This is a genomic window from Bradyrhizobium sp. Kon69 (assembly GCF_055807515.1).
Genome location: NZ_JBVVOS010000019.1, coordinates 1 through 15,092, shown reverse-complemented (window position 1 = coordinate 15,092; position 15,092 = coordinate 1). Strand labels below are relative to the sequence as shown.

General features: G+C 64.7%; 13 protein-coding genes. 8 read left to right on the top strand and 5 right to left on the bottom strand.

Annotated elements, in window-relative coordinates; translation table 11 throughout:
* Positions 1-335: 335 nt before the first annotated feature.
* From AC0L3U_RS24055 to AC0L3U_RS24040, 4 genes are all read left to right on the top strand, one after another.
* The gene (locus AC0L3U_RS24055; protein ID WP_473363463.1) at positions 336-1,907 is read left to right on the top strand and encodes an ABC transporter ATP-binding protein; all 1,572 of its coding nucleotides are present in this window, start codon (positions 336-338) and stop codon (positions 1,905-1,907) included.
* Positions 1,891-2,982: an ABC transporter permease gene (locus AC0L3U_RS24050; protein WP_473363462.1), complete on the top strand. Its 1,092-nt coding sequence runs from the start codon at positions 1,891-1,893 to the stop codon at positions 2,980-2,982. Before AC0L3U_RS24055 ends, AC0L3U_RS24050 begins: the two co-directional genes overlap by 17 nt.
* Positions 2,969-3,886, top strand: a complete 918-nt coding sequence (locus tag AC0L3U_RS24045; RefSeq protein WP_473295328.1) for an ABC transporter permease — start codon at positions 2,969-2,971, stop codon at positions 3,884-3,886. Before AC0L3U_RS24050 ends, AC0L3U_RS24045 begins: the two co-directional genes overlap by 14 nt.
* A gap of 78 nt (positions 3,887-3,964) precedes the next feature.
* Positions 3,965-5,041, top strand: a complete 1,077-nt coding sequence (locus tag AC0L3U_RS24040; protein ID WP_473363461.1) for a BMP family ABC transporter substrate-binding protein — start codon at positions 3,965-3,967, stop codon at positions 5,039-5,041.
* A 112-nt stretch (positions 5,042-5,153) separates the two neighbouring features.
* On the opposite strand, the gene AC0L3U_RS24035 is transcribed toward AC0L3U_RS24040, so the two are convergent.
* Positions 5,154-6,503, bottom strand: a complete 1,350-nt coding sequence (locus AC0L3U_RS24035) for an 8-oxoguanine deaminase (protein ID WP_473363460.1) — start codon at positions 6,501-6,503, stop codon at positions 5,154-5,156.
* A 153-nt stretch (positions 6,504-6,656) separates the two neighbouring features.
* Here AC0L3U_RS24035 and AC0L3U_RS24030 point away from each other — a divergent pair, with 153 nt between their 5' ends.
* From AC0L3U_RS24030 to AC0L3U_RS24020, 3 genes are read left to right on the top strand one after another with little or no spacing between them, the layout of a single operon-like run.
* On the top strand, positions 6,657-7,484 hold the full coding sequence (locus AC0L3U_RS24030) for an FAD binding domain-containing protein (RefSeq protein ID WP_473363459.1): 828 nt from the start codon (positions 6,657-6,659) through the stop codon (positions 7,482-7,484).
* Complete coding sequence (locus AC0L3U_RS24025; protein WP_473363458.1) at positions 7,481-10,204, top strand: molybdopterin-dependent oxidoreductase; 2,724 nt, start codon at positions 7,481-7,483, stop codon at positions 10,202-10,204. The genes AC0L3U_RS24030 and AC0L3U_RS24025 overlap by 4 nt, the downstream gene beginning before the upstream one ends.
* Positions 10,205-10,226: 22 nt before the next feature.
* The gene (locus AC0L3U_RS24020; RefSeq protein ID WP_473363457.1) at positions 10,227-11,624 is read left to right on the top strand and encodes a nucleobase:cation symporter-2 family protein; all 1,398 of its coding nucleotides are present in this window, start codon (positions 10,227-10,229) and stop codon (positions 11,622-11,624) included.
* Here AC0L3U_RS24020 and uraD read toward each other — a convergent pair.
* From uraD to AC0L3U_RS24000, 4 genes are all read right to left on the bottom strand, one after another.
* A complete protein-coding gene (gene uraD / locus AC0L3U_RS24015) occupies positions 11,621-12,508 on the bottom strand; it encodes a 2-oxo-4-hydroxy-4-carboxy-5-ureidoimidazoline decarboxylase (RefSeq protein ID WP_473363456.1) in 888 nt (295 codons plus the stop codon). The two genes, AC0L3U_RS24020 and uraD, sit on opposite strands and share 4 nt — an antisense overlap.
* A gap of 7 nt (positions 12,509-12,515) precedes the next feature.
* A complete protein-coding gene (gene puuE / locus AC0L3U_RS24010) occupies positions 12,516-13,451 on the bottom strand; it encodes an allantoinase PuuE (protein ID WP_473363455.1) in 936 nt (311 codons plus the stop codon).
* A complete protein-coding gene (locus AC0L3U_RS24005; protein WP_007601448.1) occupies positions 13,452-13,865 on the bottom strand; it encodes a DUF3830 family protein in 414 nt (137 codons plus the stop codon).
* 89 nt (positions 13,866-13,954) lie between these two features.
* Positions 13,955-14,233, bottom strand: coding sequence for a hypothetical protein (locus tag AC0L3U_RS24000; RefSeq protein WP_007612882.1), 279 nt, complete (start codon positions 14,231-14,233; stop codon positions 13,955-13,957).
* A gap of 227 nt (positions 14,234-14,460) precedes the next feature.
* On the opposite strand from AC0L3U_RS24000, the gene AC0L3U_RS23995 reads away from it, so the two are divergent.
* A complete protein-coding gene (locus tag AC0L3U_RS23995) occupies positions 14,461-14,679 on the top strand; it encodes a hypothetical protein (RefSeq protein ID WP_456768873.1) in 219 nt (72 codons plus the stop codon).
* The last annotated feature ends 413 nt before the right edge of the window (positions 14,680-15,092 follow it).

The following is a 15,092-nucleotide window of genomic DNA, read 5'->3' as shown; positions in this document are numbered from 1 at the left end:
AGGCAGACAAGACGGGCCAGAGCTACTGTCGCGATGTTCGCAAATGCATACGCGTGATGGCGCGTCTCTGCTTAACTTCACGCCAAGCCTGCATAGCGGGTTCCGATTTGGCTTGAGCCGTCACAAATTTGCAACACGCGTCGCACGCAAGTCGGGACTGCAAAGGCTGCTCGGGAGGCATTTGAGGCCGATCGCCGCCTGGCGAGAGCCGCGACTCGCCGACACCACTTGCCTGCCGAAGCGTTGAGCAAGGGATGACGCTTTTTCACACCTTACGCGGCGGTTCAAACTAGCCCAGTATTGAGGCAATTCACCCCATGCAAGCGCATCAGCGAATGTTGGATCCCACGGCTAAGAGCCTGCATTCCGGCGAGTCCCCGCTCCTCAGGACGGTCGGGCTCACCAAGCGCTATGGCGATTTCCTCGCCAACGATGCCATCGACATCGATATCTGGCCAACCGAAATCCACGCGCTGCTGGGCGAGAACGGCGCCGGCAAGTCGACGCTGGTCAAGGCGATCTACGGGCTGATCCAGCCCAGCGCTGGCCAGATTTTCTGGCAGGGCCAGCCGATCGTGCTGTCCGGCCCCTCGGAAGCGCGCAGCCGCGGCATCGGCATGGTGTTCCAGCACTTCTCGTTGTTCGACAATCTCACCGTCGCCGAGAATGTCGCGCTCGGCCTCGACGGGAAAGAATCCTTCAAGGACATGTCGGCGCGGCTTGAGCAGGTGTCGAAGACTTATGGTCTGCCGCTCGATCCCAAACGCGAGGTCTGGCAATTGTCAGTCGGCGAACGCCAGCGCATCGAGATCGTCCGCGCGCTGATGCAGGATCCGCAATTCCTGATCCTTGACGAGCCCACCGCGGTGCTGACGCCACAGGAAGCCGACCAGCTCTTCGTCGTGCTGGAGCGGCTCAAGGCCGAAGGCCGTGCGATCCTCTATATCAGCCACAAGCTCGAAGAGGTGAAGCGGCTGTGCGACACGGCAACGATCCTGCGCGGCGGCAAGAAGGTGGAGACCTGCAATCCCAGGCTTGAGACCGCCGCTTCGCTCGCGCGCATGATGGTCGGCGGCGAGATCAAGGAGGTGAAGGCGGCGGCCGGCCGGCAGACCACCGTGCCGCGCCTCGTCGTCAACGACCTCTCGCTCGCCCCCGGCGAGGCGCATGGCGTGCGACTCGAGCACATCTCGTTCGAGCTGAAAGGCGGCGAGATCCTCGGCATCGCCGGGGTCGCAGGCAACGGCCAGGACGAACTGTTCGCCGCGCTGTCCGGCGAACGCTTGTCGAAGGATCCCGGCACGATCGTGATCGAAGGCCTTGCTGCCGGCCATCTCTCGATCACCCAGCGCCGCAAGCTCGGCGCGGCCTTCGTTCCCGAGGAGCGGCTCGGCCACGGCACCGCGCCGCGCATGAAGCTTTCGGAGAACGCGCTGCTCACCGGGCACGCCGCCAGCGGCATGGTCCATCACGGCTTCATCGATACCGCGGCCACTCTGAAGACCGTCGACCGCGCAACCGAGACGTTCGACGTCCGCAAGGCCAAGCGCGATCCGGAAGCAGCATCCCTCTCCGGCGGCAATTTGCAGAAGTTCATTGTGGGACGCGAGATCCTGCGCAATCCCGCGGTGCTGGTGGTGAGCCAACCGACCTGGGGCGTCGACGCCGGCGCTGCCGCCGTCATCCGCCAGGCGCTGCTTGATCTCGCAACCGCAGGCGCCGCCGTGCTCGTCACCAGCCAGGACCTCGACGAGCTCGCGGAAATCGCCGACCGCATCGCCGTGATGTTCCATGGCCATCTGTCTGCGCCGCTCGCCGCCAGCGAAGCGACGCGCGAAAAACTCGGCCTGTTGATGGGCGGCAGCACGCTGGAGCCGAAGGAGGCCGCGCATGCAGTTGGTGCTTGAGAAGCGCGCCGAGCGCTCCAACACGATCGCGCTGATCTCTCCGCTGATCGCGATCGGCCTCACGATCGCGACCATGGTCATCCTGTTCGCGATCCTCGGCAAAAATCCGCTGCTCGCCCTGCACGCCTATTTCATAGCGCCTTTGACCGACAGCTATTCGCTCCAGGAAATCGCGGTGAAGGCGACACCGCTGGTGATGATCGCGATCGGGCTGTCGCTCTGCTATCTCGCCAATGCCTGGAACATCGGCGCCGAAGGGCAGTTCCTGATCGGCGCCGTCGCCGGAAGTTGGATTGCGGTGAAGACGCAGGGCACCGACGCCGGCGCCTGGGTGCTGCCGGTCATGCTGGTGCTCGCCGCCGCCGCAGGCGCGCTCTACGCGCTGATCCCGGCAATCTGCAAGGTGAAGTTTGGCGCCAGCGAGATCCTGACCAGCCTGATGCTGGTGTATGTCGCCGATCTCTTCCTCGACTATCTCGTGCGCGGCCCCTGGCGCGATCCACACGGTTTCAACTTCCCGACCACGGCCGAGTTCGATCCGGTCGCGACGGTGCCGCTGCTGATCGAAGGCGGCCGGCTGCATCTCGGCTCCATCATTGCCCTCCTCGTCGTCGCTGCAGTGGCGATCCTGCTCGGGCGCACCATCAAGGGATTCGAGATTCGCGTGGTCGGTGCAGCGCCCCGCGCGGCGCGGTTCGGCGGCTTCAATTCCAACCAGTTGATCCTCCTGACCTTCGCCGTCTCGGGCGCGCTTGCCGGCCTCGCCGGCATCATCGAGGTCGCGGGTCCGGTCGGGCATCTGCAGCCCGGCATCTCGCCGGGTTACGGCTTTACGGCGATCATCGTGGCCTTTCTCGGCCGTTTGAACCCCCTTGGAATATTAATTGCAGGCCTTTTTCTTGCATTGACCTTTATCGGCGGCGAGCAGGCGCAGATCGCGATGAAGATCCCGTTGGACGTCACCAAGGTTTTTCAGGGCATCCTGCTGTTCTACGTGCTTGCCTGCGATTCCCTCATTCTCTACCGCTTCAAGCTGGTCTTCCCGAACCGACAGGTGGCTCGTGGAACTCATTGAAGCCATCATTCTCGCAGTGCTCGCCGCCTCGACGCCGCTCCTGATCGCGGCGACCGGCGAGCTCGTGACCGAGCGCTCCGGCGTGCTCAATCTCGGCGTCGAGGGCATGATGATCGTCGGTGCCGCATGTGGCTTTGCAGGTGCGTGGCTGACCGGCTCGATCTTCATCGGCGCGCTGTTCGGCATCGTCGCCGGCACGTTGATGTCACTGGTCTTCGCACTGATGGCGCTCGGGCTTGCGGTCAACCAGGTTGCGACAGGGCTGGCGCTGACCATCCTGGGCGTCGGACTCTCCGGCCTGATCGGCGCCGGTTTCGTCGGCGAGCGCATCACGCCGGCAACGCATCTTTACATTCCCGGCCTCACGGACATCCCACTGATCGGCCGCGTGCTGTTCGGCGAGGACGCCTTTGTCTATTTTTCGCTGGCGCTGGTCGCCGGCGTCTGGTGGTTCCTGTATCGCACGCGGCCAGGATTGATCCTGCGTGCCTGCGGCGACAACCACGTCTCCGCGCATGCGCTCGGCTACCCCGTTCTGCGCATCAGAACCATCGCCGTGATGTTCGGAGGCGCCTGCGCCGGGCTTGCCGGCGCCTATCTGCCGCTCGCCTATACGCCGTTTTTCATTCCGGGCATGACTGCGGGCCGCGGCTGGATCGCACTGGCGCTGGTGGTGTTCTCGTCCTGGCGGCCCGGCCGCCTCGTGGTCGGCGCCTATCTGTTCGGCGCGGTGACGATCCTGCAGCTGCACGCGCAGGGCTGGGGCGTCGGCATTCCCTCGCAGTTGATGTCGGCGCTGCCGTATCTTGCGACTGTCATCGTCCTGGTCCTGCTGTCCCGCGCGCGCACGGGTGGATCGACGGCGCCGGCCGCGCTTGGCACCGTGTTCGTGCCTGACCGCTAGCGTTTCATTTCCGCGGCGTGCGCGATGGGGCGCGCACGTTGGGGATCGTGGCTTTCCCCTGATGTTTGGAGATTGATAATGAGGAAATCACTTCTTGCGCTGACTGCCGGGCTTTTGCTTGCCGGGAGCGTCAGTGCAGCCTCCGCCGCCGACAAGCTGAAAGTCGGATTTATCTACCTCGGCCCGGTCGGTGACCTCGGCTGGACCTATCAGCATGAGCTGGCACGCCAGGCGCTGGTGAAGGAGCTCGGCGACAAGATCGAGACCACCTTTCTCGAAAACGTGCCTGAAGGCCCCGATGCCGAGCGCTCGATCGAGCAGCTCGTCCGCGCCGGCAACAAGCTGATCTTCACCACCTCGTTCGGCTACATGGATCCGACGCTGAAGGTCGCGAAGAAATATCCGAACGTGCATTTCGAGCACGCGACCGGATACAAGCGCAACCCGAACATGTCGACCTATTCGGCCAAATGGTACCAGGGCCGCTACATCCAGGGCCTGATCGCGGCCAAGATGTCGAAGTCCGGCGTGCTCGGCTATATCGGCTCGTTCCCGATTCCCGAGGTCGTCTCCGGCATCAACGCGACGATCCTCGCCGCGCAGACCATCAACCCGAACATCAAGGTCAAGATCATCTGGGCCAACACCTGGTTCGACCCGGGCAAGGAGGCCGACGCCGCCAAGGCGCTGATCGACCAGGGCGCCGACGTCATCATGCAGCACACGGATTCGCCGGCGGCAATGCAGATCGCCAGCGAACGCGGCAAGCTCGCCTTCGGCCAGGATTCCGAGATGATCAAGTTCGGGCCGAAGACCCAGCTGACCTCGATCCTCGATACCTGGGGTCCCTACTACATCGCCCGGGTCAAGGCCGAGCTCGATGGAACCTGGAAATCCGAGGACAGCTGGGGCGGCCTCGACAGCCATATGTTCGCGATGGCGCCCTACACCAACATGCCTGACGAAGTGAAGAAGATCGCCGAGGATGCCCAGGCCGCGATCACCGCGGGCAAGTTGCATCCGTTCAAGTGCCCGGTCCTTGGGCAGGACGGCAAGCCGGTCGAGTGCAAGGGCGGCGCCAATCTCGACGACGGCCAGATCCTCGGCATGAATTTCTACGTCAAGGGCATCGACGACAAGCTGCCGGGCAAGTAGCACGCTTCTTGCAATGACTTAAACACCTGCTCCTCCCGGAACAGGTTCGGAGGGGGTGGCCAGAAGCACCCGGCACTTGTGGTCGCCCCCTCTTTCTATTTTCGCCTGGATATTATCCGGCCTGCATGGCCCGAGCCGCCGAACTGTGGCGGTGGATGAGGTCTGCCACATCAAGGCCGGGGATGGCGCCGTCGATCACGGCCCATTTTCCTGCCACCATCACCCTGTCGGCCCGATGTGCCCCGCACAGCACCAGAGCGGCCAGGGGATCGCCATGGCCGGAGAAGCGCAGCTCGTCCAACCTGAACAGCGCGAGATCGGCCGCCTTGCCGACGGCGATCTCGCCGAGTTCCGGCCGACCGACACAGGCTGCCGAACCCTTGGTGGCCCAGCGCAGCGCATCCTTGTGACTAACCTTCGTCACCCCGTAGCGCGCCCGTTGCAACAGGAACGCGGCCCGCACCTCCTGCATCAGGTTCGATCCGTCGTTCGAGGCCGAGCCATCGACGCCGATGCCGATGCCGACACCGGCCTCCTCCATCTCGCAGACGGGGCAGCAGCCGGAGGCCAGAAGCTGGTTGCTGCAGGCGCAATGACTGATCGTCGTCTTCGCCTTGCCGAGCCGCTTCATCTCGTCCGCGTTGAAGAAGATGCCATGGGCGAGCCACGTCCGCGCATTGAGCCAACCGCATTGTTCGAGATAGTCGAGCGGACGGCAGCCATACATCTCCTGGCAGAACCTGTTCTCGTCCTCGGTCTCGGCAAGATGGGTATGCAGGCGCACGTCGAGCTTGTCGGCGAGATCAGCGGTGGCGCGCATCAGGGACGTCGTCACCGAGAAGGGCGAGCATGGCGCCAGCGCGATCTGCACCATCGCATCCGCACCGCGCTGGTGGTGCTTGGCGACCACGCGCGCGCTGTCCGCGAGGATGGTGTCCTCATCCTGCACGACGCTGTCAGGCGGCAGACCGCCGTCGCGCTGCGACAGGTTCATCGAGCCGCGCGTGAGCAGAACGCGCACGCCAAGCCGTTTTGCGACTTCGACCTCGATGTCGACGGACTCCTCAAGGCCTACGGGGAAGACATAGTGATGATCCGTCGTGGTGGTGCAGCCCGACAGCAGCAGCTCGGACATCGCCACGGTGACGCCCAGTTGCAGTCGCTCTGGCGTCAGCTTCGCCCACACCGGATAGAGCGCCTGGAGCCAGGGAAACAGCTCGCGGTCCATCGCTGCGGGCAGCGCCCGGGTCAGCGTCTGGTAAAAATGGTGATGGGTGTTGATGAGGCCCGGCAGCACGACGTGGTCGCCAGCGTCCAACACCGCGACGTCAGCGGTTGCGGGCGCAGCGCCGGCCGGCACCAGCTCGACAATCCGGCCGCCTTTCACCACGATCCCGCGCTCGGCGCCATCGGCGAGGATAGCCAGGGGATCCCTGATCCAGATCGGCTTTGCGTCGCTCATGTATCTGCTCCTCCTCACATCCGCTGACGACAGGCCTGCAAGGCGGGAGCCGGCCTGATTGCACTTTTACTGCGACTTGTTGTTGCGACTTGGCGCTCGTCTTGCAAGACTTTCTCCTGGCTCGATTCACTCGTTGGAAGCGTTGGCGTCGCCATGGACTTGAATACCATCACAGCGGTCGCCCATCCGCAAACGCGCGCGCAGCTGCCCGTTTGGACGCCAGGTGATGCTTGGCTCGCAGGCGGCACCTGGCTGTTCTCGGAGCCGCAGATTCACCTGACTCGGCTCATCGATCTCATCGACCTCAAATGGCCGGCGCTGACGGTCACCGAGAGTCATTTCAGCATCGCGGCCACCTGCACCGTTGCGCAGCTCGATGGATTCGTCTGCCCACCCGATTGGTTCGCGGCGCCGCTGATCAACCAGTGCTGCCGCGCCTTCCTTGCTTCGTTCAAGATCTGGAAGACGGCGACCGTCGGCGGCAATCTCTGCATGTCGCTGCCGGCAGGACCGATGATCTCGCTCACCGCTGCGCTGGAGGGCATCTGCACGATCTGGAAGGCCGGCGGCGGCGAACAGATGATGCCCGTCGTTGACTTCGTCACCGGCAACCAACGCAACCTTCTGGCGCCGGGCGACCTGCTCCGGCAGATCGATATTCCGATCGCCGCGCTGAAGCGTCGTACGGCTTTCCGCCAGATCTCGCTGGCGCCGGTCGGCCGCTCGGCGGCGCTCCTGATCGGCAGTCTGGATGCCGATGGCACGCTGGCGCTCACAGTCACCGCATCGACGGTTCGGCCGATCCGGCTGTCCTTCCCCAAGCCACCCGACGCGAAAGCACTTCGCGAGGCCATCGCGCAGCAGATCACGGACGACCTGTACCACGCCGACATCCACGGCAAGCCGCTCTGGCGCAAGCACATGACCTTGCGGCTTGCCGAAGAGATCCGCGACGAACTCCTCGGAGCACCGTCGCCATGACCTTCGAGATCGACGGCACGACGTTTCCGCAGGAGCCACGCGCCGGCCAGTGCCTGCGCACGTTCCTGCGCGAGCTCGGCCATTTCGGCGTGAAGAAGGGCTGCGACGCCGGCGATTGCGGCGCCTGCACCGTGCTGCTGGACGGCGAGCCGGTGCATAGCTGCCTGATCCCGGCCTTCCGCGCCGACGGCCGCGCCGTCACCACGATCGAAGGTCTGGGCGGAGACGGCGGCACGCATCCGATGCAACAGGCTTTCCTCGATGCACAGGGCTTTCAATGCGGCTTCTGCACCGCCGGCATGATCGTGACCTGCGCCGCGCTGAACCAGGCGCAGCGCACCGATCTCGGCATCGCGTTGAAGGGCAATATCTGCCGCTGCACCGGCTATCGTTCGATCGAGGATGCGTTGCTCGGCAAGACCAATATCGAGGCGAACGTCGAGGCGGGCGCCGCATTCGGCCGCAGCCTGCCGGCGCCGGCCGGGCCCGATGTCGTGCGCGGCAAGGCGCGCTACACGTTCGACACGCAGATCGACGGCCTGCTGCATATCAAGCTGCTCCGTTCACCGCATGCCCACGCGAGGATCGTCGCGATCGACAAGTCGGAAGCGCTGAGCGTTCCCGGCGTGCACGCGGTGTTGACGCATGAGGATGCGCCAACCACTCTGATGTCGACCGCGCGGCATGAGAAGGACTGGATGGATCCCGAGGACACCCGTGTCCTCGACGACATCATCCGCTTCATCGGCCAGAAGGTCGCCGCCGTGGTGGCAGACAGCGAAGCCGCCGCCGAGGACGCATGCCGCCGGCTGAAGGTCAGTTACGAGGTTTTGCCCGCGCTGGTCGATCCGGAGCAGGCGATGGCGCCCGGCGCGCCCGTCATTCATCCCGACCGCACCACCGAAAATCGTGTTGCCAACGCCCAGCGCAACCTCGCCGCGGAGACGCATGGCGAATTCGGCGACGTGGCGGCTGCGCTCGCGACATCCGCCGCCACCTTCGAGGGCACCTTCCATAGCCACCGTGTGCAGCATGCCGCTTTGGAAACCCACGGCGGCATCGCCTGGCTCGATGCTTCCGGCGTGCTCAATGTCCGCACCTCGACGCAGGTGCCGTTCCTGACCCGGCGCGCACTGTCTGATATCTTCGAGCTTCCCATGGACAAGGTCCGCGTCTTCTGCGAGCGCGTCGGCGGCGGCTTTGGCGGCAAGCAGGAGATGTTCGTCGAGGACATTCTGGCGCTCGCCGCGCTCAAGACCGGACGGCCGGTGAAGCTGGAGCTCACCCGCGAGGAGCAGTTCATCGCAACCTCGACGCGGCATCCGATGCGTGTCCACGTCAAGGCCGGCGCAGACGCGAACGGCAAGCTCACCGCGCTCCAGCTCGACGTGATCTCCAATACCGGCGCCTACGGCAATCACGCCGGCCCCGTGATGTTCCACTCGCTGGCCGAATCCATCAGCGTCTACAATTGCCCGAACAAGCGGGTCGACGGCCACGCGGTCTACACCAATACGGTGCCGGCAGGCGCGTTTCGCGGTTATGGCTTGCCGCAAACACTGATCGCGGTCGAGGCCGCGATCGACGAACTGGCCAAGCAGCTCGGCATCAGCCCTTACGAGATGCGCCGGCGCAATGTCGTCAAGCCCGGCGACCCCATGGTGTCGCCGCCGCCGTCGGAATTCCACGACGTGCTCTACGGCTCCTACGGGCTCGACCAGTGCCTCGACCTCGTCGAGCGCGCGATGCAGGCTGATGGCCCGCAGCCGGACCTGTCGCCGGAGTGGCTGATCGGGGACGGCATCGCGCTGACCATGATCGACACGGTACCCCCGGCAGGCCATCTCGCGGATGCGATAGTCGCACTCAACGACGACGCCAGCTTCGACCTCACCGTCGGCACCGCGGAATTCGGCAACGGCACCAGCACCGTGCACCGGCAGATTGCGGCGACGACCCTTGCGACCACCGTCGACCGGATCCGGCTGCGCCAGTCCGACACCGCCCATGGCGGCCACGACACCGGCGCCTATGGCAGCGCCGGCATGTTCGTCGCCGGCAAGGCGACGCATGCCGCGGCCATGCAGCTTGCGACCGAGCTGAAGGCGGCCGCCGCCGGCGCGTGGCTCTGCGACGTCGGCAGCTGCACGCTCGAGAGCGAAGGCGTCGTCAGTGGCGTGCGGCGGATGTCCTTTGTGGAGCTGGCCAAGCTCGCGCGCGAACGCGGACAGCCGTTCGCAGGCGCCGGCAATTCCAACGGAACGCCGCGTTCGGTCGGCTTCAACGTGCAGGGCTTTCGCGTCGCCGTGAACAAGGGCACCGGCGAGCTCCGGATTCTCAGGAGCGTGCATGCGGCGGACGCCGGCGTCGTCGCCAATCCCATGCAGTGCCGCGGTCAGGTCGAAGGCGGTGTCGCGCAGGCGCTCGGTGCCGCGCTTTACGAGGAGATGGTGATCGACGCGGACGGCCGCGTCACCAACCCCGAATTCCGCGACTACCATCTGCCCTCCTTCGCCGACGTGCCCCGCACCGAGGTCTTCTTCGCCGAGACATCCGACACGATCGGACCGTTGGGTGCGAAGTCGATGAGCGAGAGTCCGTACAATCCGGTCGCCGCCGCGCTCGGCAACGCGATCGCCGATGCCACCGGCATCCGCTTCACCGCACCGCCCTACAAGCCGGACCGGCTGTTTCCGGCACTGCACGACAAATTTGGATAGGCATCTTTCGGGGGATTGATCCATGAGCAGCGAAGTGCATCCCGTCGACGAGGTCCTGCCGGTTCCACGCCTGCTCGCGCTCGGGCTCCAGCATGTGCTGGTGATGTATGCCGGCGCGGTCGCGGTGCCCTTGATCATCGGGCGCGCGCTGAAGCTGCCGCCGGAGGAGGTCGCCTTCCTGATCAGCGCCGATCTGTTCGCCTGCGGGCTTGCGACGCTGGTGCAATGTCTCGGTTTTCCCGGCGTCGGCATCCGACTGCCCGTGATGATGGGCGTGACCTTCGCATCCGTCGGTCCGATGCTGTCGATGGCGAGTGCGCCGGACATCGGATTGCTCGGCATCTACGGTTCGGTGATCGCGGCCGGCCTGTTCGGCATTGTCGCGGCGCCGTCCGTCAGCCGGCTGCTGCCGCTGTTCCCACCCGTCGTCACCGGCAGCATCATTCTCGTCATTGGAATCTCCTTGATGCGGGTCGGCATCAACTGGGCGGGCGGCGGCCTGCCGACGCTGACGAAGGTGGTCGACGGCGTCGCCGGCAGCTTTCCCAATCCGGCCTATGGACAGCTACAGGGGCTCGGCATCTCGCTGTTCGTACTGCTCTTCATTCTCGGCCTGATCAAATGGGGCACCGGCTTTCTCGCCAACGTCTCCGTGCTGCTTGGCATCATCGCCGGCGCCGTGCTCGCGACCATTCTGGGCGTGATGCATTTCGACAAGGTGGCTGGGGCGTCCTGGGGCGCGCTCGTGATCCCGTTCCGCTTCGGCATGCCGCAATTCCATCTGGTACCAGTTATCACCATGTGCGTCGTCATGGTCGTCGTGATGATCGAATCACTCGGCATGTTCCTCGCGCTCGGCGACATCACCGGCAAGACGGTCGACCGCGAAGCCCTGAGCCGAGGCCTGCGCGCCGACGGCGTCGGCACACTGCTCGGCGGCATCTTCAACACCTTCCCGTACACGTCGTTCTCGCAGAATGTCGGTCTCGTCTCGGTCACCGGCGTGCGTTCGCGCTGGGTGACGGTCACGGGCGGCTGCATCATGCTCGTGCTCGGCCTGTTGCCGAAGCTCGCCGCGCTGGTCGAGGCCGTGCCGCTGGTCGTGCTCGGCGGCGCCGGCCTCGTGATGTTCGGCATGGTCGCCGCGACCGGCGCACGCATCCTCACCTCGGTCGACTTCCGCAACAATCGCTACAATCTCTTCATCGTCGCGATCTCGATCGGCTTCGGCCTGATCCCGCTCGCCGCACCGGGCTTCTTCAGGAATTTGCCGCACGATCTCCAGCCGCTGCTGGAGTCCGGCATTCTGCTCTGTGCGATCGTCTCCGTGCTGCTCAATGCCTTCTTCAACGGATTGAGCGGCGGTGCAGCGGCGGAGGCTGACGCCGCGTCAGTCGCATCGACCGCGCAACACGTCTAACTACCGCGATAGGTCGAATAGCTCCACGGCGTCACCAGCAGCGGCACGTGGTAGTGGCTTTCCGGCTCGCTGATCGCAAAGCGCAGCGGGATCTCGTCGAGGAACGGCGGGTCGGTGAGCTGCACGTTGCGCTCGGCGTAATATTTGGCAACGCTGAAGCGAAGCTCGTAGCGGCCGATCGGCAGCGGGCGGCCGCCGATCAGCGGCCGGTCGGTGCGGCCGTCCGCATTGGTCACCGCGCGCGCGATCACGCGGCTCTCGCCGAGGTTCGCGAGCTCGACCAGCTCGACCGGAATGCCCGGCGCGGGCTTGCCGGCGTGGTTGTCCAGCACGTGGGTCGAGAGCCGGCCATGGACTTTCAGCTTGTCGTCAGCACTGACGAGCTGGTCCAGCCGCAGCGCAGCGATGCGGGAGATTTCCTCGAGCGCACGGCGTGTCTCGGTCTTGGCAATGTTCTGCAGTCGCGACTCGAAGTCACGCAGAATGGAATCCTTGGTGTGCCGGCGCGCGCAGACGATATAGGGGATACCAAATTTTTCGCGATACGCATTGTTCGCCCGCTCGAAGGCCGCATATTCGGTGTCCGACAGACGGTCTAGACCAGCGCTGCTCTGCTCGGCAGTCGAGTCAGGCGTGAGTCCCGCTGCGCGCTGGGTCTTGTTCGCGAGGTCGGGATGCGCGCGTATCAACGCCAGCTGCACCTCGGGCTCAGCGCTAGCGATCGCCGCCTTGATCGCGTCGAGCAGTGAATTGATGCCGGCAAACGGACGGCGCGCCGCGGCTTCTTGGGCAATCCAAGGCGAGTACTCGACCACGTTTTCAAGTACTGCCACGAAATCATCGAAGCTCGCAGCATTGAGATCAGACAAGGCGATCTGTGACATTGCTTCCCTATCCGATCTCGAAAGCATCGTCGGCAAGGCCCGCGAGCTTGTCGTGCCAATGCCGGGCGATCTGCAACCGCGTCGGCACCCAGACGCGCTCGTGCTTGCCGATGTGGTCGAGGAAGCGGATCAGCCCCGCCGCGCGGCCAGGGCGGCCGGCGAGACGACAATGCAGGCCGACCGACATCATCTTCGGCGCGCTCTCGCCTTCGGCATAGAGCACGTCGAAGGCGTCCTTCAGATAGGTAAAGAACTGCTCGCCTTCGGCAAAGCCTTGCGGATTGATGAAGCGCATGTCGTTGGCGTCGAGCGTATAGGGAATCACGAGCTGCTTGCCGCTCGCGGCCTTGACCCAATAGGGCAGATCATCGGCATAGGAATCGCTGAGATAGAGGAAGCCGCCCTCCTCCATCAACAGACGGTTGGTGTTGATCGAGGAGCGTCCGGTGTACCAGCCGAGCGGCCGCGAGCCGGTCGCTGCGGTGTGGACGCGGATCGCTTCCGCGATCTCCGCGCGCTCCTGCGCCTCGGTCATGTCCTTGTGCTCGATCCACTTCAGGCTGTGGCTGGCGATGTCCCAGCCCGCCTCCTTCATGGCAGCCACGATTTCCGGATTGCGCTTCAGCGCCGTGGCGACACCGAACACGGTGGTCGGCCACTTCCGCTCGCTGAATATCCGCCACAGCCGCCAGAAGCCGGCGCGCGAGCCATATTCGAACATCGATTCGATGTTGGCATGGCGTTGGCCGGGCCAAGGCTGTGCGCCGAGCACGTCGGACAGGAACGCTTCCGAGGCAGGGTCGCCATGCAGGATGTTGTTTTCGCTGCCCTCCTCGAAATTGACGACGAACTGTACCGCGACCCGCGCGTTGCCGGGCCATTGCGGGTGCGGCGGGTTGCGGCCGTAACCGCGGAGATCGCGCGGGTAGCGGGGCTCAGTCACTCAGACTTCCTCGAAGCGGATCGGCAGCGCGCCCTTCCACAGCACGCTCTTGCCGAGCGTCGCCAGATTCTCCAGGCCGGAGGTCAGCGTGATGAAATGGTTGCCGGCGAGCTGGCCCATCTTGCTCGCGAAGTGCACGCCGCCATAAGCCATCAGGATCTCGGTCTCGCTGATGCCGCCGGGATAGAGGATGATCTGACCGGGTGCGGGATAACTGGTGTGGTTCTCGTAGCCGACACCGAAATCGAGGTCGCCGAGCGGCATCCACACGCCCTCGCCGCTCCAGCGCACGTGGATGATGTGGCTTTCGAACGGCAGCGCCTTGCGGAACGCGGCGACAGTCTTGGGCGCCGCTTGCTCCTCGAAACGGGCATCGAATGTGAAGTCGCCGGCGCGGATCACGAGTTTGGTCATCTCATCTCTCTGGATCGGGGGCGGTGGCCCCACGGGGAATTTTCAGGCAAAGAGCACTCCGTCGGGCTTCGCGCAAGGGGCGCGGCCCGTTACCTGCGGTCGTAGGACCAGCCGAAAACGCCGCTCCGCCGCGTCTCGGGCTCCGGCTCGGCGGCGGGCTGCGGCGCCTCCCTCAGTTCCGCCTGCGGCGGCGGAGGGGGCACCGGCAAATTCTCGCATTTCATGGAGTAGACCAGCTTACCGTCCGCGGTCCGCCCGATCGGCACGCAGGGGTCCGGATGCGCCGCCGATGTTTTTGGGGTCAGCTTGACCTGCGCCACGGCTGGCGAGGCGATCAGCAGAAGGACCAGCAGATATTTCGACATCATTGTCGCCCAGAAACCAAATTTGGCCCATTGAACCGGATTGCACAGGTCGAGTCCATCGGGGCTACGGGCGCGATTGCCGAATATTTAGCCGAGGCTAGAAAATTGGCTCGCCCCAATGTGATGTCGCGAGCGCTGATATCGGCTGGGCGCATCGCCATGTCAGCCGCGACGGCGACCAAACAAAACACACATCTCACAGCCGGGCGTCGTCATGGGAGAAAGAAACAATGCAAAAGACTTTCGTCATTCTCGGCGCGACGCTGATTGCCGCCGCCACGATCCAGACCGCCGCTGCGAACGACCGTCGTCATGTCCGCAAGGCGCAACCCCATCCCATCACCCAGTCGGTGCGCGACTCCAACGCCGCGCTCTGGCCGTCGCAGCCGACCGGGCCCGACTGGTCGCGCTATTCCAACGGCGCGATGTCTGCACCAGCGGGACGGTGATGCGGGAAGCCTGGCGCGATCACGCGAAACTGCCTCCAAATCGTCATTGCGAGGAGCTCTTGCGACGAAGCAATCCAGACATTTTCCCGGATGCATTTCTGGATTGCTCCCGCCTTCGCTAAAGCTTCGGCGGACAAGTCGCTGCGCTCGCAATGACGGAGCATGAGGCAATGGCGTCGTCCTCCAATGTCATTCCCCGCGAAGGCGGGGAATCCAGTACGCTGTGACATCTCGGTTCGAACGCAACCGTTACTGGAATACTGGATCGCCCGGTCAAGCCGGGCGATGACAGCGAGCATGTAGACGCAGACACGCCTTCGCAGCCTCGCGGCGCATTTCGCCCGAGCTTTGCTTGGTCACTCCACCCTCTTGTCCAAGAGGGCGCAGGGAAGGCCGGGTGCCGGCTGGCACCC